General features: G+C 68.2%; 25 protein-coding genes and 1 tRNA gene. 17 read left to right on the top strand and 9 right to left on the bottom strand.

What is annotated here, in order from left to right:
- Positions 1-29: 29 nt before the first annotated feature.
- The 7 genes from B2515_RS07870 (at position 30) to B2515_RS07840 (ending at position 3,459) form a co-directional block, all read left to right on the top strand.
- Positions 30-542: a hypothetical protein gene (locus B2515_RS07870; protein ID WP_293875520.1), complete on the top strand. Its 513-nt coding sequence runs from the start codon at positions 30-32 to the stop codon at positions 540-542.
- A 164-nt stretch (positions 543-706) separates the two neighbouring features.
- On the top strand, positions 707-1,333 hold the full coding sequence (locus B2515_RS07865) for a hypothetical protein (RefSeq protein ID WP_293875519.1): 627 nt from the start codon (positions 707-709) through the stop codon (positions 1,331-1,333).
- Positions 1,333-1,644 carry a hypothetical protein gene (locus B2515_RS07860; RefSeq protein WP_293875518.1) on the top strand — a complete coding sequence of 104 codons (312 nt, stop codon included), beginning with the start codon at positions 1,333-1,335 and terminating at the stop codon, positions 1,642-1,644. The genes B2515_RS07865 and B2515_RS07860 overlap by 1 nt, the downstream gene beginning before the upstream one ends.
- Before the next feature lie 142 nt (positions 1,645-1,786).
- Positions 1,787-2,008, top strand: coding sequence for a hypothetical protein (locus B2515_RS07855; RefSeq protein ID WP_293875517.1), 222 nt, complete (start codon positions 1,787-1,789; stop codon positions 2,006-2,008).
- The gene (locus B2515_RS07850; protein WP_293875516.1) at positions 2,005-2,337 is read left to right on the top strand and encodes a hypothetical protein; all 333 of its coding nucleotides are present in this window, start codon (positions 2,005-2,007) and stop codon (positions 2,335-2,337) included. The genes B2515_RS07855 and B2515_RS07850 overlap by 4 nt, the downstream gene beginning before the upstream one ends.
- A gap of 10 nt (positions 2,338-2,347) precedes the next feature.
- A complete protein-coding gene (locus B2515_RS07845; protein WP_293875515.1) occupies positions 2,348-2,632 on the top strand; it encodes a helix-turn-helix domain-containing protein in 285 nt (94 codons plus the stop codon).
- Positions 2,633-2,661: 29 nt separating this feature from the next.
- Positions 2,662-3,459, top strand: coding sequence for a tyrosine-type recombinase/integrase (locus tag B2515_RS07840; RefSeq protein WP_293875514.1), 798 nt, complete (start codon positions 2,662-2,664; stop codon positions 3,457-3,459).
- 82 nt (positions 3,460-3,541) lie between these two features.
- Here the strand turns inward: B2515_RS07840 and B2515_RS07835 are convergent.
- Both B2515_RS07835 and B2515_RS07830 read right to left on the bottom strand, forming a co-directional pair.
- A tRNA-Thr gene (locus B2515_RS07835) sits at positions 3,542-3,614 on the bottom strand.
- Positions 3,615-3,675: 61 nt separating this feature from the next.
- A complete protein-coding gene (locus B2515_RS07830; protein WP_293875513.1) occupies positions 3,676-4,995 on the bottom strand; it encodes a replication-associated recombination protein A in 1,320 nt (439 codons plus the stop codon).
- A gap of 167 nt (positions 4,996-5,162) precedes the next feature.
- On the opposite strand from B2515_RS07830, the gene B2515_RS07825 reads away from it, so the two are divergent.
- Positions 5,163-5,762 (top strand): PadR family transcriptional regulator, encoded by a 600-nt coding sequence (locus B2515_RS07825; protein WP_293875512.1) that lies wholly within the window; start codon positions 5,163-5,165, stop codon positions 5,760-5,762.
- On the top strand, positions 5,759-6,049 hold the full coding sequence (locus B2515_RS07820) for a DUF2218 domain-containing protein (RefSeq protein ID WP_293875511.1): 291 nt from the start codon (positions 5,759-5,761) through the stop codon (positions 6,047-6,049). The genes B2515_RS07825 and B2515_RS07820 overlap by 4 nt, the downstream gene beginning before the upstream one ends.
- Positions 6,050-6,224: 175 nt before the next feature.
- On the opposite strand, the gene B2515_RS07815 is transcribed toward B2515_RS07820, so the two are convergent.
- Positions 6,225-7,370: a glycosyltransferase family 4 protein gene (locus B2515_RS07815; RefSeq protein WP_293875510.1), complete on the bottom strand. Its 1,146-nt coding sequence runs from the start codon at positions 7,368-7,370 to the stop codon at positions 6,225-6,227.
- A gap of 71 nt (positions 7,371-7,441) precedes the next feature.
- Between B2515_RS07815 and B2515_RS07810 the strand changes: the two genes are divergently transcribed.
- From B2515_RS07810 to B2515_RS07785, 6 genes are all read left to right on the top strand, one after another.
- The gene (locus B2515_RS07810; protein ID WP_293875508.1) at positions 7,442-8,140 is read left to right on the top strand and encodes a glutathione S-transferase family protein; all 699 of its coding nucleotides are present in this window, start codon (positions 7,442-7,444) and stop codon (positions 8,138-8,140) included.
- Between the two features lie 96 nt (positions 8,141-8,236).
- Entirely contained in the window at positions 8,237-9,610 is a 1,374-nt protein-coding gene (gene radA / locus B2515_RS07805; protein ID WP_293875506.1) for a DNA repair protein RadA, read from the top strand.
- Between the two features lie 156 nt (positions 9,611-9,766).
- Entirely contained in the window at positions 9,767-10,330 is a 564-nt protein-coding gene (locus tag B2515_RS07800) for a CvpA family protein (RefSeq protein ID WP_293875504.1), read from the top strand.
- Entirely contained in the window at positions 10,327-10,764 is a 438-nt protein-coding gene (locus B2515_RS07795) for an iron-sulfur cluster assembly scaffold protein (RefSeq protein WP_293875502.1), read from the top strand. The genes B2515_RS07800 and B2515_RS07795 overlap by 4 nt, the downstream gene beginning before the upstream one ends.
- Positions 10,757-12,523 carry a cation:proton antiporter gene (locus tag B2515_RS07790; RefSeq protein WP_293875500.1) on the top strand — a complete coding sequence of 589 codons (1,767 nt, stop codon included), beginning with the start codon at positions 10,757-10,759 and terminating at the stop codon, positions 12,521-12,523. Before B2515_RS07795 ends, B2515_RS07790 begins: the two co-directional genes overlap by 8 nt.
- Positions 12,520-12,846: a DUF423 domain-containing protein gene (locus B2515_RS07785; RefSeq protein WP_293875498.1), complete on the top strand. Its 327-nt coding sequence runs from the start codon at positions 12,520-12,522 to the stop codon at positions 12,844-12,846. Before B2515_RS07790 ends, B2515_RS07785 begins: the two co-directional genes overlap by 4 nt.
- A gap of 8 nt (positions 12,847-12,854) precedes the next feature.
- Here the strand turns inward: B2515_RS07785 and B2515_RS07780 are convergent, their stop codons facing one another.
- The 6 genes from B2515_RS07780 to B2515_RS07755 all read right to left on the bottom strand — a co-directional run bounded on the left by B2515_RS07780 (position 12,855) and on the right by B2515_RS07755 (position 15,680).
- Positions 12,855-13,025: a hypothetical protein gene (locus B2515_RS07780; RefSeq protein ID WP_293875496.1), complete on the bottom strand. Its 171-nt coding sequence runs from the start codon at positions 13,023-13,025 to the stop codon at positions 12,855-12,857.
- Positions 13,026-13,031: 6 nt separating this feature from the next.
- On the bottom strand, positions 13,032-13,316 hold the full coding sequence (locus tag B2515_RS07775) for an antitoxin Xre/MbcA/ParS toxin-binding domain-containing protein (protein WP_293875494.1): 285 nt from the start codon (positions 13,314-13,316) through the stop codon (positions 13,032-13,034).
- 326 nt (positions 13,317-13,642) lie between these two features.
- Complete coding sequence (locus B2515_RS07770; protein WP_293875492.1) at positions 13,643-13,768, bottom strand: hypothetical protein; 126 nt, start codon at positions 13,766-13,768, stop codon at positions 13,643-13,645.
- Positions 13,769-13,846: 78 nt separating this feature from the next.
- Positions 13,847-13,987, bottom strand: a complete 141-nt coding sequence (locus B2515_RS07765; protein ID WP_293875490.1) for a DUF2256 domain-containing protein — start codon at positions 13,985-13,987, stop codon at positions 13,847-13,849.
- Positions 13,987-15,090, bottom strand: a complete 1,104-nt coding sequence (gene aroB / locus B2515_RS07760; RefSeq protein ID WP_293875488.1) for a 3-dehydroquinate synthase — start codon at positions 15,088-15,090, stop codon at positions 13,987-13,989. The genes B2515_RS07765 and aroB overlap by 1 nt, the downstream gene beginning before the upstream one ends.
- Positions 15,087-15,680 (bottom strand): shikimate kinase, encoded by a 594-nt coding sequence (locus B2515_RS07755; protein WP_293875486.1) that lies wholly within the window; start codon positions 15,678-15,680, stop codon positions 15,087-15,089. Before B2515_RS07755 ends, aroB begins: the two co-directional genes overlap by 4 nt.
- Positions 15,681-15,753: 73 nt before the next feature.
- On the opposite strand from B2515_RS07755, the gene B2515_RS07750 reads away from it, so the two are divergent.
- Positions 15,754-15,888: a hypothetical protein gene (locus B2515_RS07750; RefSeq protein ID WP_262826702.1), complete on the top strand. Its 135-nt coding sequence runs from the start codon at positions 15,754-15,756 to the stop codon at positions 15,886-15,888.
- Positions 15,872-17,728, top strand: coding sequence for a hypothetical protein (locus B2515_RS07745; RefSeq protein ID WP_293875481.1), 1,857 nt, complete (start codon positions 15,872-15,874; stop codon positions 17,726-17,728). Before B2515_RS07750 ends, B2515_RS07745 begins: the two co-directional genes overlap by 17 nt.

The raw sequence follows: 17,728 nt of genomic DNA, 5'->3' as shown, positions 1-17,728 counted from the left end.
TGTCAGTAGCTGCTTCGAGGAATGGGCCTGTGTCGATCCCGAAAGTGGATGCGACCTTTGCATCAGTCGCTGCGATGTTTGCCGCGCCCGCGCTCACCAGGAGACAAGCAATGACGGATGACGCGATCCCGGCGCACGGCTGGAAGTGCAATAATTGCCAGACGGTGTTCACCTCAACGCAAACCGAACGCAAAGAGGGCGATGACAATGGTGGTCCAAACTGCCCGTATTGCAAGGCGCACGGACAATACACCTACCCCTATCGCCTGCACCAAGGTGATCCATGCACCGGTTGCGGCATCGCGCATGACGATGTGCCGCCCGGACCATGCGTCCCCGCCCCATCAATCGTGAGCGGCTCGGATGAACGAGCGCGGGAGGCAATCGAAGCTGCGGCACGCGCCATGTGTGACCGGGTAAACGGTGCAGGCGATTACGATGAGAACATAGAGCAACGCCGCTCTGGATGGGTGGCGCAAGCACGGGCCTGTCTCGACGCTTACTTCTCCTCCTTCGCCCAAAAGGACACGAAAAATGGCTGAATTACTATGCGCGATCTGTGGCGTTCCGCTCACCCGCTTTGCCGCCATGTGCGAGCGCAATGACGCGGCATACTGTGATCGTCATTGGACTGGTGTCGGATGCGATAAGCTGCACGGCGAAAGCTGCGCCAGCTTCGTGTGGAACGACGATAAGGACACGCAAGATGGATGATAAACAGGAGGCACCCCCGGCGCACGCGATTGAAGCAGCTGCTCGCGCCATGTGCGACCGCGTCAACGGCATCGGTGACTATTGCGAGAACATTGAACAGCGCCGCGCCGGTTGGGTCGCGCAGGCACGAGCTGGCATCAACGCTTATCTCGCCGCAGCCGCCCAGCCCGCGCTCGATGCCGCGGTTCCGGCGCGGAGGGATCAGGTGTTCGATGGCTGGTCCCGTGACGATTACGAAGCGATGGCGCATTTTGAAAATGGCACTGCCGCAGCCCCCAAGGTCGCGAGCGACACCGGGGCGGGGTTGGCCGAGCTGGTGAAGCCGTTCGCCGACTATCACGGCGATCTACCGGACTATAACCATCCGCTTCGCCCGACCTTCGAGAGCGGCATTCAATACGCTGTCGAATTGCTGGCGAAGGAGCTTGGTGTAAAGGAATGGGTGCCATGCGACGGCACTGAAGAGTTCGACGGCGACCTTGGTGGCACGCTGATGAACATCGTTCTGGAAGCCATGCCGAAGGACGAGGACGGCGACCCGATCCACCCGCGCGATTTGGTCGCAGCCCTAGCCACCGATGCGACGGACGGGGCGACGGGCGGCGGGGAGGTGCGGTGATGGGGAGGGTTTCAGCACCAAGCGCTATCGGCCGTAAGCGGACAAAGTATTTACTGGCGCAGCATGCTGCGGGCGCAACTAGCGTCCGCGATTTGCTGGCTAGGGCATACGACACGGGCGTCAAAGATGTCGGCCAAGTTCTGGCTGCTCAATCGGCCACCACCACTGGCGCGGACTTGCTGGAACAGGCGGCACTTGTGGAGGAATGGAAGCGCGAGAAACGCGATTGGCACGGCAATACGTCGCTGATCGACCGGACCATCCGCGCTCTGTCCGCCCGCAACCTGACCGATGACGGAGGGGGTGTATGAGCCGCTGGTGGGGAATCCGGCACGCGCGTTGGCTGTATCTCACGGTAAGGTTCGCGATCTGGTGGGATCAGATGCGTCACATATTCATCGCGCCCAACGAGGCCGATATTCGATACCTCAACGCCGTCTGGAAGGGGGAAGCATGAGCACGTTTGCTGAACTGAACAGCGACAAGGCCCTTGTCTGCCGGCGGGAAATCAACTGCGAACAGGGAGGCGCAACCGTCCATATGGTGCTGCTGTCTGACGGCCACCTTGTGGATTGCGGGTCTGGCGGCGTGGCAGAGAAACGCGCCCTAGTATTGGCTCAGATAATCAACGAGGCTGGTCCTGAGCGGCTGTCTAAGAAAGCTTTGCGCCCATGACCGACCATTCACCGGATCATGCCGAGCGGGCGGGGATCGTGGCTGCGGGGCTGACGAAGGCGCAGCGGGACGACCTGACCAGCAATTGGGACGCATTTTGCGATGGTGATCGTGGCGACGTACGAAGCGACGATCCGCAGTATCCATGGGCTTTAGAAGAGGCCGGGTTTGTCAGTTGGGACTCGGTGGAAGCCGACGACCTTGATGACCCGTTCGCTTGGGAGCGCGGCATTGAGCCGGGTGGCACAATCTACCGCCTGACCCCTCTCGGCCTCTCCGTCCGCGCCTCTCTCCACGACACGGTGCGGGGGGAGGGGGAGAATGTCTAGCGTCTACAGCGTGGCCGCGCTGGCCGAACATTGGGGCTGCGGCACCGACACCGTTTACTCGCTCATCAAGAGCGGCGATCTACCGGCGTTCAAGCTGGGCGGCCGGCTTCTCCGGGTCCGCGGCGACGAAGTGGAGAAGTTTGAATGCCGGACGACTACCGCCTCCAACGATACAGAGGCAAGCTCGCCATCGTCTGGGACAAAGACGGACGACGCCACCGACATTCGCTTGGAACGGCTGATCGAGCGTCCGCGGAAGCCGCAGCTCGTTCATTCTGGCAGCGACGCTCGGTAGGCGGCGATTACAGCAACGTGGGGTCCGTCGTGGAGGCTTACCTGACGGCGAAGTCGGAGATGGTGTCCCATCACAGGGCTGAAACGGCATGGAAGGCCGCAAAGCCGTTCTGGGACCGCCTGCCGATCGTGCGGGTCGATGAGACTGCCGCCCTCGATTACCGGAAGCGCCGGGCTCACTGTGCGGCCATAACCGTCCGGAATGAGTTGGCCGTAATACGGGCAGCGTTGAACTGGGGTGAGAAAAAGAAGCTGATCGACAAAGCCCCTTTCATCCAGATGCCGAAGCTCACGTCAAAGCCTGTCGGCCACCTCTCCAAGGCTCAATTCCGACAAGTGCTGGCAAAGGCCATAGCGCCCCACATTCAGCTATTCTTGAAGCTTGCGGTAGGGACGGGCGCACGAACCAACGCGATCCTCGATCTGACCTGGGACCGCGTGAACTTCGAAACCGGCCTGATCGACCTCAACCCCCGCGATCGCGTTCAGACATCGAAGTATCGGGCCACCGTTCCCATGAACGAGCAGCTACGCGAAAGCCTGATGGCCGCGAAGGAAGGCGCGATGAGTGACTATGTGATCGAGCATGGCCGTGGGAAGGTGCTGTCGATCAAGAAAGGCTTTGAGGCCGCGTGCCGTCGTGCCGGGGTGCAGGCCACGCCGCACATGATGCGTCATAGCGCCGCGGTGTGGATGGCGGAGAATGGCACGCCGATGTCGCAGATCGCGCGTTTCCTTGGCCACACCGACAGCGCAATTACAGAGAGGGTCTATGCGAGGTTCAGCCCGACCTTTTTGGCCAACGCGGCCGAGTCGCTGACGTACTAAAGGTTCACTTGGGCCTTGGAGCGCTGCACCGTTCGTGCTATCCAAGGTAGAAGAAATGGCGGAAATCCGCGGGTAATTACGGTGCCGGTTGCAGGAATCGAACCCGCGACCTTCGGTTTACAAAACCGCTGCTCTACCAGCTGAGCTAAACCGGCGTTGGCTCGCCCCATGCGACAAGCGGGGCGACTAGTCCAGAGGGGTCGTGCCGAGCGGGCGTCAGGGTCGCCGTTCGCGGCGCAGGCCGTCCCAATGCGCCAGCCGCTCCTTCAGCCGCGCCTCGAAACCACGCCCGGTCGGCTCGTAGAAGCGCTGCGGTTCGAGTTCGTCGGGCCAGTAGTTTGCGCCCGAAAAGGCATCCTCGGCATCGTGGTCGTAGGCATAGTCCGCGCCATAACCGATCTGCTTCATCAGCTTGGTCGGGGCGTTGAGGATGTTCGCGGGGGGCATCAGCGATCCCGTCTCCTTCGCCGACCGCCACGCCTTCTTCTGCGCCATATAAGCGGCGTTCGATTTGGGGGCGGTGGCGAGATACAGGCAGGCCTGCGCGATCGCGAGTTCGCCCTCGGGGCTGCCGAGGAAATCGTAGGTGTCCTTGGCGGCGATGCACTGGACCAGCGCCTGCGGGTCGGCGAGGCCGATATCCTCGACCGCGGCGCGGGTAAGGCGACGCAGCAGATAGAGCGGCTCTTCCCCCGCGGTCAGCATCCGCGCCAGATAATAGAGCGCAGCCTGCGGGTCCGAGCCGCGGATCGATTTGTGGAGCGCGCTGATGAGGTTGTAATGCCCCTCGCGATCCTTGTCGTAAATCGCGACGCGGCGCTGCAGGAAGTTCGACAGGCCGGCGGGATCGAGCGGCTCGGGCAGGTCGACCGAGAACAGCGTCTCCGCCTGGTTGAGTAGAAAGCGCCCATCGCCGTCGGCGCTGGCGAGCAGGGCGTCGCGCGCCGGCGGGGTAAGCGGCAGCGGGCGATCCTCCAGCACCTCCGCCCGGTCGATCAATTGTTCGAGCGCGGTGCGGCCGAGACGTTCGAGAATGAGCACCTGCGCGCGGCTGAGCAACGCGGCGTTGAGCTCGAACGAGGGATTTTCGGTGGTCGCGCCGACCAGCGTCACCGTGCCGTCCTCGACATAGGGCAGGAAACCGTCCTGCTGCGCGCGGTTGAAGCGGTGGATCTCGTCCACGAACAGCAAGGTGCGCTTGCCGATCCGGGCATGGTCGCGCGCTTCCGCGAATGCCTTCTTGAGTTCGGCGACGCCGGAGAACACCGCGGAGATCGCGACGAAGCGCAGGTCGACCGCATCGGCGAGCAGGCGGGCGATGGTGGTCTTGCCGGTGCCGGGCGGTCCCCAGAGGATCATCGACGACAGCCGCCCGGCGGCGACCATCCGCCCGATCGCGCCGTCCGGGCCGGTGAGATGCTCCTGACCGACGACGTCCGCCAGCGCGCGCGGGCGCAGCCGGTCGGCGAGCGGGGCATTGGCGCCGGGGGCATCCGGCACGGGGTCGGGCTCCAGCCCGGTCAGCAGATCTGCCATGCGATGCAGATAAGCGGAGCGGCCCGCTGCGTCACCCCGTCGCAGGGGATGGGTGACGCAGCGTTCCCGGATCAACGCAAGATTGCGCCAAGATATATCTCGAAAGCTCTTGCATTGATGTCGTTGCGATATATCTTGTGCGTATCGAGATAGAAAAAGGACTCACGATGTTTGGACATATGCACGGCCGCGGTGGACGCGGCTGCGGGCCGCGCGGCGGCTGGGAACATTGGGCGGCGCGTGCCGAGGGACGCTTCGAGGCGTTTCGCGATCATGGCCGCGGTGGCGGCGGCGGCGGCGGGCGCCGACGGATGTTCGATGGTGGTGAGCTGCGGCTGGTGCTGTTGAAGATGATCGCCGACGAACCGCGCCACGGCTATGAGCTCATCAAGGCGGTCGAGGAACTGACCGGGGGCGCCTACGCGCCGAGCCCCGGCATGGTCTATCCGGCGCTGACGATGCTCGCGGAGATGGAGCTGATCGCCGAGCAGCCGTCGGAGACGACGCGCAAGCGGTTCGGGGTGACCGAGGCAGGTACCGCGCATCTGGCGGAGCAGGCGGAACTGGTCGCGGCAATGCTGGCGCGGCTGGCAGCGGCGGGCGAGCATCGGGCGCGTAGCGACCGCGCGCCGATCCGGCGATCGATGCGCAATTTGCGCGACGTGGTCATGCAGCGGCTGGAGAGTGGGGAATTGTCCGACGACGCGGTGCACGAGGTGAGCGCGATGATCGACGCGGTCGTCCAGAAGATCGAGCGGCTCAAGTGAGCGTCTCCGTCGCACGGGTGCCGACCGGATCGGCGAGCCGCTACCTCCAGCAGTTGGCCAAGCACTGGAGCCACAAGATGGAGGTGGCCTTTACCGCGGAGGAGGGGACGATCGCCTTCCCCAACGGATCGCGGCTGGAGATGAAGGCGGACAGCGCGACGCTGGACGTGGTGCTGCACGTCCCGGACGGCGAGGACGTCGAGCGGATGCGCGGCGTGGTGGCAAGCCACCTCGACCGGTTCGCGTTCCGCGAGGCACCGCTGACGTTCGACTGGCGGGAGGGGTAGGGGCGTTTCCGCCTATCAGACGGATCCCGGTATCCGTCCGATAGGTGCGGCACCCGGTGACCGTGCGACACGGTGGACCCCGGTACAGACATCTGGCGCTCGCGCCGGCGCGCCCGCCTAGATCGGGATGACGTTAAACTGACGGACATTCGGATCAATCCGATGTCATCCTATTCTAGCGGCCGGCGTGTAGCTCCAGATACGTATCCAGCACGGTCTGGTTGGCCGTGTCCCAGCGATAGCCGTCCGCCCGTGCGGCACCGGCGGCGGCCATGGTGCGCTTGAGGGTGGGGTTGGCGACGATGCGGGCGATGGCGTCGGCATAGCCGGCGACGTCGGTGGGCGCGACGAGGAAGCCGGTGACGCCGTCCTCGACCAGATCGACCGCGCCGGTCGCGCGTGCGGCGACGACGGGGACACCGGCCGCCATCGCCTCGGTTGTCACGTTGCCGAACGTCTCGGTGATCGAGGGGTTGAAGAACACGTCCATCGACGCGACCGCGCGGCCGAGGTCGTTCCCCGACTGGAAGCCGGCGAAGATCGCACCGGGGGCCTGCTGCGCGAACCAGTCCTGTGCCGGCCCCTTGCCGACGACGAGCACCTTGTGCGGTACGCCGCGGCGGGTGAGCTGCTTGACGACCTCGGCGAAGACGTCGAGGCCCTTTTCCTTCACCAGCCGGCCGAGGAAGCCGATCGCGATCTCGTCGTCGGCGATGCCGAGGCCGCGGCGCCACGCATCGTCCCGCCGCGCCGGTGTGAAGCGGTCGTGATCGATCCCGCGCGACCAGATGGTGATCGGCGTGGTGACGCCCCAGTCCTGCAACAGCGTGCCCATGCTCGGGCTCGGCGGCATGACCCGGTCGACCCGGTTGTAGAAGCGGGTCATGATCGCCTTGATGACCGGTTCCAGAAAGCCGATGCGATAATAGCGGAAATAGGTTTCGAAGCGCGTGTGGAACGAGGCGACGCTGGGGATGCCCTGCCGGCGTGCCCAGCTGACCGCGCCATGGTTGAGCAGGTCGGGGGCGGAGACGTGGACGATGTTGGGCGCGAACGCCTCCAGATCGGCGCGGGTGGCGGCGGGCAGATAGCGCGCCAGCCGATATTCCTCTCGCCCCGCCGGCATCGGGATCGCCGGGACGGAGACGAGGTCGCCGACCGGGGCGAAGGCCGGGCGTTCGGTGGTCGGCGAATAGACGCGCACCGCGACGCCGTGGGCGAGCAGATGGCGCACGAGCAGGTTCAGCGCCTGATTGGCGCCGTCGCGGGTGTAATTGTAATTGCCGCTGAACAGCGCGACACGAAGGTCTGAAGGTTGCATGCTGGCGCGGGCCATAGCGTCGCGAATGTGGCGTGGCTATGTCGTGCGCTTCCACGACGGAGGCTATATTTATGACCGATGTGTCCGCCTTTCCGATCAGCACGCGCTGGCCGGCGCAGCATCCCGACCGCCTGCAACTCTATTCGCTGCCGACGCCCAACGGGGTGAAGGTGTCGATCATGCTGGAGGAGACCGGGTTGCCGTACGAGGCGCACAAGGTCGACTTCGCGCGCGACGACCAGAAATCGCCGGCGTTCCTGTCGCTCAACCCCAATGGCAAGATTCCCGCGATCGTCGATCCCGACGGGCCGGGCGGTGTGCCGTTCGGCCTGTTCGAAAGCGGCGCGATCCTGTTGTACCTGGCGGACAAGACGGGCCGGTTCGTGCCGATCGATCCGGCGGGACGCTGGCAGGCGATCCAGTGGCTGATGTTCCAGATGGGCGGCGTGGGGCCGATGTTCGGGCAGGTCGGCTTCTTCCACAAGTTCGCCGGCAAGGACTTCGAGGACAAGCGGCCGCGCGACCGTTACGTGGCCGAGGCGGCACGGCTGCTGGGGGTGATGGACGCGGCACTGGACGGGCGCGACTGGTTCCTGGGCGACGATTATTCGATCGCCGACATTGCGATGCTGGGCTGGGTCAACGGATTGACCGGCTTCTATGGCGCGGGCGATCTGGTCGGGTTCGAGCGGTTCGGCAATGTGAGGGCGTGGCTGGCGCGCGGACTGGCGCGGCCGGCGGTGCAGCGGGGGCTCAAGATCCCGGGGTGACGGCGACGCCGCTCGACCGTGCCGCGGCAGGCGCAGCATAGCCCGAAGTCGCATTTTCTGTTCCCCTCCCGTTCTCTTTCGGTTAGGGCGTTCCGCATGGCGAAACCCCAGAAGCGTTACGTGTGTCAGGCATGCGGATCGGTGTCGCCGCGCTGGGCGGGGCAGTGCGGCGATTGCGCGGAATGGAACACGATGGTCGAGGAGGCGGGGGCGGTGGTGACGCCGTTTCAGGCCAAGCACGACCTGCGCACCGGTGGGCGCACCGTGCAGCTGGTCGGGCTGGACGCCGACATCGTGCTGCCCGAGCGGATGGCGACGGGGATCGCCGAACTCGATCGGGCGCTGGGCGGCGGCTTCGTCGAGGGGTCGGCGACGCTGATCGGGGGCGATCCCGGGATCGGCAAGTCGACCCTGCTGCTGCAGGCGGCGGCAAAGCTGGCGTTGGCCGGGCGCAGCGTCGCCTATGTCTCGGGCGAGGAGGCGGCGGATCAGGTGCGGCTCCGTGCGCGGCGGCTGGGGCTGGGCAACGCGCCGGTGCAGCTCGCCGCGGCGACCTCGACCCGCGACATCCTGACGACGCTGTCGCTGGGGCCGCCGCCGGCGCTGCTGGTGATCGATTCGATCCAGACGATGCATTCCGACCTGATCGAGGGCGCGCCCGGGACGGTGAGCCAGGTGCGCGCGTCGAGTCAGGAGCTGATCCGCTTCGCCAAGGAGCGCGGCACCGCGCTGGTGCTGGTGGGGCATGTCACCAAGGACGGGTCGATCGCCGGGCCGCGCGTGCTCGAACATATGGTCGACACGGTGCTGGCGTTCGAGGGCGAGCGCAGCCACCAGTATCGCATCCTGCGCGCGATCAAGAACCGCTTCGGCGGGACCGACGAGATCGGCGTCTTCTCGATGCAGAGCGAGGGGCTGGAGGAGGTGTCCAACCCGTCCGCGCTGTTCCTGACCCAGCGCGACGAGGGGGTGACAGGGACGACGGTGTTCCCCGCGCTGGAGGGGACGCGACCGGTGCTGGTCGAGATCCAGGCGCTGGTCGTGCGGCTGGCGAGCGGCGCGACGCCGCGGCGCGCGGTGGTCGGCTGGGACAGCGGGCGGCTGGCGATGATCCTCGCCGTGCTCGAGGCGCGCTGCGGGCTGAGCTTTTCCAGCGCCGAAGTCTATCTCAACATCGCCGGCGGCTATCGCGTGCAGGACCCGGCGGCGGACATGGCGGTGGCGGCGGCGCTGATCTCGGCGCTGTCCGAGCGGCCGGTGCCGGTCGACGCCGTGGCGTTCGGCGAGGTGGCGCTCTCGGGCGAGGTGCGTCCGGTCGCGCATGGCGCGCTGCGGCTGAAGGAGGCGGCGAAGCTGGGGTTCGAACGCGCGCTGGTGCCGGCGGCGGTGGCGAAGGACGACAGCCCGTTGCGGCTGACGGGGTTCCGCACGCTGGGGCAGTTCGTGGACCATATGCTGGGGCGGGGCTGAGGCGCACCCTCACCCTTCCGGCGCTACGCGCCTCCCTCCCTCTCCCGACGGGAGAGGGACGAGACGGCGAAGCCGGCGACAGGCTGAGGGCGGGGCCCGCGGCGATCTGCATGCGCGGGACTAGCCGCAGGCCCCGCGCATCCCTATTCCCCCATCATGGGGCTGACCGCACTGGACATGATCGTACTCGTCGCCGTGGGCGGCGCCGCTTTGATGGGGTTGAAGCGCGGCTTCGTCACCGAGGTGTTGTCGCTGTTCGCGTGGATCGCGATCGTCGCGATGCTCAAGCTGTTCCACGTCGCGCTCGCCGCCAAGCTGGCCACCGTGATCGGCACGCCGTCGGGCGCGGCGGTGGGGGCGTTCACGGTGATCGCCGGCGGCACCTATCTGGGCGGCAAGCTGGTCGCCAATGCGATCGGCAAGCGGACGCGGCAGTCGATCCTGGGGCCGGTCGACCGCGCGCTGGGCTTCGGCTTCGGCGCGCTGAAGGGGCTCATCATCGCCAGCCTCGGCTTTCTGGTCGCCGCGCTGCTGGTCGATACCGCGCGCGGCGGGCCGGCGCAGCGACCGGCGTGGATGACCGATTCGCGCAGCTACAATCTGCTCAACGCGACGAGCGCGGGGATCGCCGATTTCGTCGACCGCCGCCGTCGCGGCCAGCCGGTGTTCGGCTCGCGGCAGAGCCTCGAGCGACCCGACAATGCGAGTGGCCAGCCATGAACGCCCCCCTGTACAATGCCGAGATCCTGCGGCTGGCGGCGTCGATCCCGCATCATGCGCGGCTCGAACATGCGGCGGCGACCGCCGAGAAGCGCTCGCCGATCTGCGGCAGCCGGGTGACGGTGGACGTCGGCGTCGACGACGACGGCCGGGTGAGCGAGGTCGGGCTGCTGGTCCGCGCCTGCGCGCTGGGGCAGGCGTCGTCGTCGCTGCTCGCCGCGCAGATCCTCGGCAAGACGCCCGAGCAGCTGGCCGACGCGCGCGATGCGCTGACCGCATGGCTGGCGGGCGAGGGCGTGATGCCGGACTGGCCGGGGATCGGCGTGTTCGAACCGGCGCTGACCTATAGCGCGCGCCATCCCTCGATCCGGCTGGCGTTCGAGGCGGCGGCCGAGGCCGCATTCGCCGCCCGCGAGGCCCGCGCGCATGCATGAGGCGGCCGAGGGCGTGTCGATGCTGCGCGACGGGATGATCCTGCTCGGATTCGGCCTCGCTTCCGTCCTGCTGTTCCGCAAATTGGGGCTGGGTGCGACGCTGGGGTTCCTCGTCGCCGGCGCGGTGGTCGGGCCGCATGTGCTCGGCCTCGTCGGCGATGCCGAATCGAAGATGGGAATCGCCGAGCTCGGCATCACCTTGCTGCTGTTCGTCGTCGGGCTGGAGCTCAATCCGACGCGGCTGTGGCGGATGAAGCAGGAGATTTTCGGCCTCGGGCTGTTGCAGGTCGTCGCCTGCGGCCTCGCGATCACCGCGGTGGTGTGGGGGCTGGCGCGCTTCTCGGTGCCGGCGGCGTTCGCGCTCGGCCTGCCGCTGGCGTTGTCGTCGACCGCGCAGGTGCTGCCGATGCTGCAATCCTCGGGCCGGATGCGGACACCGTTCGGCGAGCGGGCGTTCTCGATCCTGCTGTTCCAGGACCTGTCGATCGTGCCGCTCATCACGATCGTCGCGGCGATGAGCCGCAATCCCGCCGACGCCAACGGCCCGCCGGGATGGCTGCTCGCGGTCTATACCCTGCTCGCGGTGGCGGGGCTGATCCTCGCCGGGCGGTTCCTGCTGCGGCCGTTGTTCCGGCTGATCGGTAATCTCGGCGAGCGCGAGATGTTCGTGTTCGCCGCGCTGTTCACCGTCATCGCCAGCGCAGCGCTGATGGAATCGCTCGGGCTGTCGACCGCGCTCGGCGCGTTCATCGCGGGCGTGATGCTGGCGGACAGCCCGTACCGGCACGAGCTGGAGGCGGATGTCGATCCGTTCCGGTCGATCCTGCTCGGCCTGTTCTTCCTCGCGGTCGGCATGCTGCTCAACCTGCAGGCGATCGCCGACCGGCCGCTGCTCGTGCTGTCGATGGCGCTGGCGCTGATCGCGACCAAGACGGCGGTCATCACCCTGATCGGCATGGCGTTCAAGATGACGTGGCGCAGCGCGCTGGCGCTGGGGCTGTTGCTCAGCCAGGGCGGCGAGTTCGGCTTCGTGCTGTTCGCGCAGGCGCAGGCCGGGTTCCTCGTCGCGCCGGAGGCGGCGAGCCTGTTCGGGGCGATCATCACGCTGTCGATGGCGACGACGCCGTTCCTGATGGGCGCGACCAGGCGGTTCCGCGAGGAGCCGGTCGCCAAGGACCAGGCGCGCGACGGGCCGAAGGCGGACGGGGCGAATGCGATCATCGTCGGCTACGGCCGGTTCGGCCAGACGGTCGGGCAGATGCTGCTGGCGCAGGACATTCCGGTGACGCTGATTGACACCGATATCGAGATGATCGACATCGCCGGCGAATTCGGCGCCAAGGTCTATTACGGCGACGGCACCCGGGTCGACCTGTTGCGGCAGGCGGGCGCGGCGGAGGCGGAGCTGATCCTGTTCTGCATCGACGGCGACCAGATCGAACCCGACACGCTGGAGGGCGTCCACGAGGCGTTCCCGGATGCCGCCATCTACGTGCGCGCCTATGACCGGCGCGCGCTCATCAAGCTCAAGAAGACGTCGGCGGTCTATGTCGTGCGCGAGGTGCTCGAATCGGCGGTGAAGATGGCGCGGGTCGCGATGCGCGACCTCGGCATCGCCGGCGCCGACATTGATCGCGCGGAGGAAAAGTACCGGTCGCGCGACAAGGAACGGCTGCGCATCCAGATCGAGGCGGGCGACATTCGCGCGGCGCGATCGATGGTGGCGGAGCAGCAACCCTGGGGGAACGACCCGCGATGATCCTCGGCATCCTTGCGGCGCTGTCCGGCGCCATCGCGGTCGCGGCGGGCGCATTTGGCGCGCATGGCGCGAGCGGCGTCGCGCAGGAATGGCTGAAGACCGGCGGGCAATATCAGCTGGTCCACGCGGTCGCGGCGCTGGTGGCTTTGCGCATGAACGCGCCCGGGCCGGGCTGGCTGTTCGTCGTCGGCGGCACAGTGTTCGCGGGGACGCTCTATGCGATGGCGCTCGGCGCGCCGCACTGGTTCGGCGCGATCACCCCGATCGGCGGCGCGGCGCTGATCGGCGGGTGGCTGTGGCTGGCCTGGACGCTGCGCCACTGATCCTGCCGTCAGACGCGGAGATGCAACCGCGTCATCATCAGCATCACCGCATCCGTATCGCGCCCGAGCTTTTCGGCGATCCGGCCGACACTGTCCCCGCCGCCGAGCGCCTGACGCAGCGCGGTGATGTCGCCCTGCGTCCAGCGGCGATGGGCGGGCAGGGGATCGGCCGGCTCCATCCGCCGTCAGGCCTGCGCGCCGGTGGCCAGATCGGCCAGCGCGCGTTCGACCCGGGCCAGACCCACGTCGCTCGCGATCGCCAGATCGAGCGGGCGGGCGCCGAGCTGCGGATGATCCGCATTCAGGAACGCCATCACCCGGTCGCGATCGCCCAGCGCCGTCCAGGCGAGCGACATGACGCGCGCCTGACGTGCGGCGTCGAGCCGCGGCATCGGCGGGCGCGATTTGCGGAAGACGCGGCCGGGCTTGGTCCGGGTCGCGGGAACGGCGTCGTCGAGGGGCGCGCTCAACTGACGCGCGCCGACGACATGGGGGTGCCGCCGCCCGCCGCGCGCAGGCGGGCGATTCGGGTCGCATAGCCAAGGGTCAGGCCGCGATGCGCGGCGCGCGCTTCCCGCGACGCTGCGTCGGTCGACGCGGCCAGCGACAGCTGATGGCGATGGAAGAGATAGTTGAGATCGATGATGCGTCTCCGGCCGTAAGCGGGAGCACGATGGTCTCTCAGCCGGAGGCGCCTACGATCGGTTGCCTGCGATGGATCGCATATAGGCGCGGACGGGGTCGATGATAAGGGTGCGATGCGGGTGCGCCGCGGGGAGGCGACGCACGCGGATCGTCATTTGCGGATCGTGACCATCGCGACGGGATTGTCCTTGGTCGAGGCATTGGCGGCGATCGTCTTCGCCTTTTCCGCTTTGGGTTTGCGGACTTCCTTGTTCGACTTGCGCTGGCTTTTGGCCATCGGCTTCATCCTTCGGGGCGGTACGCCCGCACCCGGTCTACACCCGCGCAGCGCGATCACGGCACGAATAGCGCGCGGCTACCGCTTCCGCCGGCACGCGTCCGAGCAATAGACGACATTGTCCCAGTCCTTCGCCCATTTCTTGCGCCATGCGAACGGCCGTTCGCAGGCGGGGCAGATCTTCGTCGGCAGGTTTTGCTTGGCGATGCCGTTGGGCATCAGCGTGGCTGCGCGTCGAGGAAGGTCTGGACGTCGGCGAGGTCGACGTGTCTGTCGAGATAGGTTTGGCCGATGCCGCGGGCGAGGAGGAAGGGGAGGGTGCCCGCCGCCATCTTCTTGTCGTGGCGCATATGGTCGACCAGCGTCGCGCCTGCTGCGGCGATGCCGGCCGCGGCGAGGCCGTCGGGCAGGCCGACGTGGCGCCAGTGCGCGGCGACGCGATCCGCGTCCGCAGCGGGGCAGATGCCGTGCGCGACGGAGAAGGCGAAGGCGAGCGCGCAGCCCGCCGCGACGCCTTCGCCATGGATCAGCCGTTGCGAAAAGCCAGCCTCCGCCTCCAGCGCATGACCGAAGGTGTGGCCGAGGTTGAGCAACGCGCGCGTGCCGTTGGTTTCGTGTTCGTCGGCGGCGACGATCCGCGCCTTGGCGGCGACGGCGTGCGCGATAGCATGCTCGCGGGCGGCCGGGTCGCCGGCGATCAGCGCGGCACCGTTGGCCTCGCACCAGACAAAGAAGGCGGGATCGTCGATCAGGCCGTATTTGACGACCTCGGCATAGCCGGCGCGGACCTCGCGCGGGGGCAGCGTGTCGAGCACGTCCGGGTCGATCAGAACCATGGCGGGCTGATGGAAGGCACCGATCAGATTCTTGCCGGCCCGTGTGTTGATCGCGGTCTTGCCGCCGACCGAGCTGTCGACCTGCGCGAGCAACGTGGTCGGGATCTGCACGAAGCCGCAGCCGCGCTTGAGGATGGCGCAGGCGAAGCCGACGAGGTCGCCGACCACGCCGCCGCCCAGCGCCACGACATGATCGCCGCGTTCGATCCCGAGGTCGAGCAGGCGATCGCAGAGCGCGGCGAGCTGGCTCCAGCTTTTGGTCGCCTCGCCCGGCGGCAGCACGATCGCCTCGCTGCGGACGCCGGCCTCGGCCAGCGCGGCCTGCAGCGTCGCGCAATGCGGGCGGACGTTCTCGTCGGTGACGATCGCCATCGTGCGGCCGCGGGCGAGCGGGGCGAGGTGATCGGCGGCGCGGGCGAGCAGGCCCGCCGCGATCAGGATCGGATAGCTGCGGTCGCCGAGCGCGACCTCGATCTGGCGGGTCATGACCCGGCGACGTCCCCGGCGATATCGGGCGCGCGGTCGAGGCCGATCGCCGTCAGGATGGCGTTGACCGTGGTTTCGTGCGGCGATTTGTTGCTGGTGATGTGGATATGCGCCTCGGCGTAGATCGGGTTGCGGATGGTGGCGAGCTCGGCGAGCACCTGGCGCGGGTTGCGGCCGCGCAGCAGCGGGCGGGTATCGCGGCGGCCGACGCGCTCGGCGAGCACGTCGGGATGCGCGTGCAGCCAGACCGCGGTCGCCTCGGCGAGGATCAGCGCGCGCGTGTCGTCGTTGATGAAGGCGCCGCCGCCGGTCGCGATCACCTTTGGCCGGCCGTCCATCAGCCGGGCGATGACGCGGCGCTCGCCGTCGCGGAAATAGGGTTCGCCGAACCGTTCGAAGATCTCGGCGACGGTCATGCCGGCCGCCTCCTCGATCGCGGTGTCGGCATCGACGAAGGGCAGGCGCAGCCGGCCGGCGAGGCGGCGGCCGACGGTCGACTTGCCGACGCCCATCAGCCCGACCAGCACGATGGGCCGTTGCTGCGCGGACCGGTCGGGGCCGGCGATGGGGGGATGAGCGCTTTGCAACATGGACAGGGGCGCTATACAGCGGGTGAGGACGGGGCAAAAGCTCCGGTCGCGTTTTCGTCTTCCAAGGTACGCTATGTCCCGCTTGCTGCTCTCCGTCATCGTGCTCCTCGTGGTGGTGGTCGGCGGCCTGTTCCTGCTCGCCGGGCGGGCATCGGAACGGCCGCAGACCCATGTCGAGAAGGCCGTGACGCTTGCGAACCTCAGCTAAGGCGCGGGGGACGCTCTTCCTGCGCTGCGGCGTCGCTGCGGTCGCCCTGATCGCGGCGGGCCTGTCGGCCTATGGCCCGGCGACCGGGCAGGAACGTCCCGAATCGATCCTGCCGCCGGGCTTCGGCGAACCGGCGAGCCAGCCGACGCCGCGCACGACCGCGACGCCGCGCCCCGGAGCCAGCGCTCCTGTCGCAGCCGGTACGGCCGTACCGGCACCCGCCGCGACCGGCTTCGTGCAGCCGCTGCCCGGCGACAGCCCGACGCCGGTGGCGACCACGACACCCAGCCCGACCCCGACGGTCGATCCCGCGGTGCTGGCGCAATATGAGATGCCGGACTTCGCGCGCCGGTCGCTCGATCAGGTCGGTCCCGCCGGTCCGCGCGAGGGCGCGCTGTCCACGGACGCGTTCCGCGATGCGGATGGTCCGTACGTCGAGGCGCTGATGCGCCGCGTCGCAGCGCCGTTGCCGTCGCGCTGGTTGTCGATCCTGCTGCGGCGGACGCTGGTGGCGCGGCTCGATACGCCGCTGCACGTCAACGGTGCGGATTTCGCCGCCGAGCGGGCGTGGCTGCTGCTGCGGATGGGCGAGGCGGTGGGCGCGCGTGCGGTCGTCCAGAGCGTCGACAATGTTCATTACACCCCGAAACTGTATCAGGTCGCGATGAACAGCGCGCTGGCGACGGGCGATCCGGCGGAATTGTGCCCGATCGCCGAGGCCGGGCTGGCGGTGACGCGCGAGCGCGGCTGGTCGCTGGCGCAGGCGATGTGCGCCGGGCTTGCGGGCGAACCGGCGCGGGCGAAGGCCCTGATAACCAGCGCCCGCCGCCGCAAGCTGGCGACCGGCATCGACCTGCAACTCGCGCAGAAGGTGGTCGGCGCCGGCCCCGGCGGCGGGCAGGCGGTGACGATCGAATGGGCGGGCGTCGATACGCTCAACGCGTGGCGGTTCGGGCTGGCGGCCGCGACCGGCGTCACCATCCCCGATTCGATGCTCGCCACCGTCGGGCCGCAGACGCGCTACTGGTACGCGCTGTCGCCGGGCATCCCGCTCGCCGACCGGCTGGTGTCGGCGGAGGCGGCGGCGGCGCAGGGCGTGCTGTCCGCGGCGGCGCTGGTCGACCTGTATGGCGCGGTCGATGCCGCGAACGACATGCCGGGTACGGCGACCAGCACCGCGAACGACCTGCAGACGGCCTATACCGGCACGGACATCAACGCGCGGCTGACCGCGATGCGCAGCCTGTGGGGCAAGGCCGATCGCGCCGCGGACAAAGAGCCGGCCTATTCGCGGCTGGTGCTGACCGCGCGGGCGGCGGCGCGGTTGCCGGCGCGGCTGGGCGTCGAGGACGCGCGCTATCTGGTCGCATCGATGCTGACCGCGGGGCTCGATCGCAGCGCGGCGCGCTGGCGGGCGGCGGTGGAGGAAGGCGGCGATGCCTGGGCGATGATCGCGCTCGCCGATCCCGATGCCGGCGGCCGGATGAGCTATCGTGCGCTGTCGTCCTATACCGGGCGCGGCGATGCGGCGCTGAAGCAGCGGCTGTTCTTTGCCGGGCTGGCGGGGCTGGGGCGGTTGTCGGCCGAGGATATCGAGCGCGCGGCGGCGGCTCTGGACGTGCGGATCGGCGCGCAGAACAGCTGGACGCGGGCGATCGACCGCGCCGCGGCCGAGGGACGGCAGGGGACGGTGGTGCTGCTCGCGGCGATCGGCATGCAGACGCCGGCATGGCGCGGCGTGCCGCCCGCGATGCTCTACCGCATCGTCGGCGCGCTGCGCGCGGTCGGGCTGGAGGGCGAGGCGCGGATGATTGCCGCCGAGGCGCTGGCGCGGGTGTGA

The organism is Sphingomonas sp. UBA978, from assembly GCF_002292295.1.
GTDB lineage: Bacteria > Pseudomonadota > Alphaproteobacteria > Sphingomonadales > Sphingomonadaceae > Sphingomonas.
This window is presented reverse-complemented; position numbering and strand designations above follow the sequence as displayed.

Bases quoted from the DNA above. Each gene is read 5' to 3' on its own strand.
- B2515_RS07800 (WP_293875504.1), top strand. From the start codon at position 9,767: ATGGGGCTGACCGCACTGGACATGATCGTACTCGTCGCCGTGGGCGGC.
- B2515_RS07850 (WP_293875516.1), top strand. From the start codon at position 2,005: ATGACCGACCATTCACCGGATCATGCCGAGCGGGCGGGGATCGTGGCT.
- B2515_RS07795 (WP_293875502.1), top strand. From the start codon at position 10,327: ATGAACGCCCCCCTGTACAATGCCGAGATCCTGCGGCTGGCGGCGTCG.
- B2515_RS07765 (WP_293875490.1), bottom strand. From the start codon at position 13,987: ATGCCCAACGGCATCGCCAAGCAAAACCTGCCGACGAAGATCTGCCCC.
- B2515_RS07750 (WP_262826702.1), top strand. From the start codon at position 15,754: ATGTCCCGCTTGCTGCTCTCCGTCATCGTGCTCCTCGTGGTGGTGGTC.
- B2515_RS07860 (WP_293875518.1), top strand. From the start codon at position 1,333: ATGGGGAGGGTTTCAGCACCAAGCGCTATCGGCCGTAAGCGGACAAAG.
- B2515_RS07770 (WP_293875492.1), bottom strand. From the start codon at position 13,768: ATGGCCAAAAGCCAGCGCAAGTCGAACAAGGAAGTCCGCAAACCCAAA.
- B2515_RS07815 (WP_293875510.1), bottom strand. From the start codon at position 7,370: ATGCAACCTTCAGACCTTCGTGTCGCGCTGTTCAGCGGCAATTACAAT.
- B2515_RS07810 (WP_293875508.1), top strand. From the start codon at position 7,442: ATGACCGATGTGTCCGCCTTTCCGATCAGCACGCGCTGGCCGGCGCAG.
- B2515_RS07755 (WP_293875486.1), bottom strand. From the start codon at position 15,680: ATGTTGCAAAGCGCTCATCCCCCCATCGCCGGCCCCGACCGGTCCGCG.
- B2515_RS07785 (WP_293875498.1), top strand. From the start codon at position 12,520: ATGATCCTCGGCATCCTTGCGGCGCTGTCCGGCGCCATCGCGGTCGCG.
- aroB (WP_293875488.1), bottom strand. From the start codon at position 15,090: ATGACCCGCCAGATCGAGGTCGCGCTCGGCGACCGCAGCTATCCGATC.
- B2515_RS07830 (WP_293875513.1), bottom strand. From the start codon at position 4,995: ATGGCAGATCTGCTGACCGGGCTGGAGCCCGACCCCGTGCCGGATGCC.
- B2515_RS07865 (WP_293875519.1), top strand. From the start codon at position 707: ATGGATGATAAACAGGAGGCACCCCCGGCGCACGCGATTGAAGCAGCT.
- B2515_RS07825 (WP_293875512.1), top strand. From the start codon at position 5,163: ATGTTTGGACATATGCACGGCCGCGGTGGACGCGGCTGCGGGCCGCGC.
- B2515_RS07790 (WP_293875500.1), top strand. From the start codon at position 10,757: ATGCATGAGGCGGCCGAGGGCGTGTCGATGCTGCGCGACGGGATGATC.
- radA (WP_293875506.1), top strand. From the start codon at position 8,237: ATGGCGAAACCCCAGAAGCGTTACGTGTGTCAGGCATGCGGATCGGTG.
- B2515_RS07780 (WP_293875496.1), bottom strand. From the start codon at position 13,025: ATGGAGCCGGCCGATCCCCTGCCCGCCCATCGCCGCTGGACGCAGGGC.
- B2515_RS07855 (WP_293875517.1), top strand. From the start codon at position 1,787: ATGAGCACGTTTGCTGAACTGAACAGCGACAAGGCCCTTGTCTGCCGG.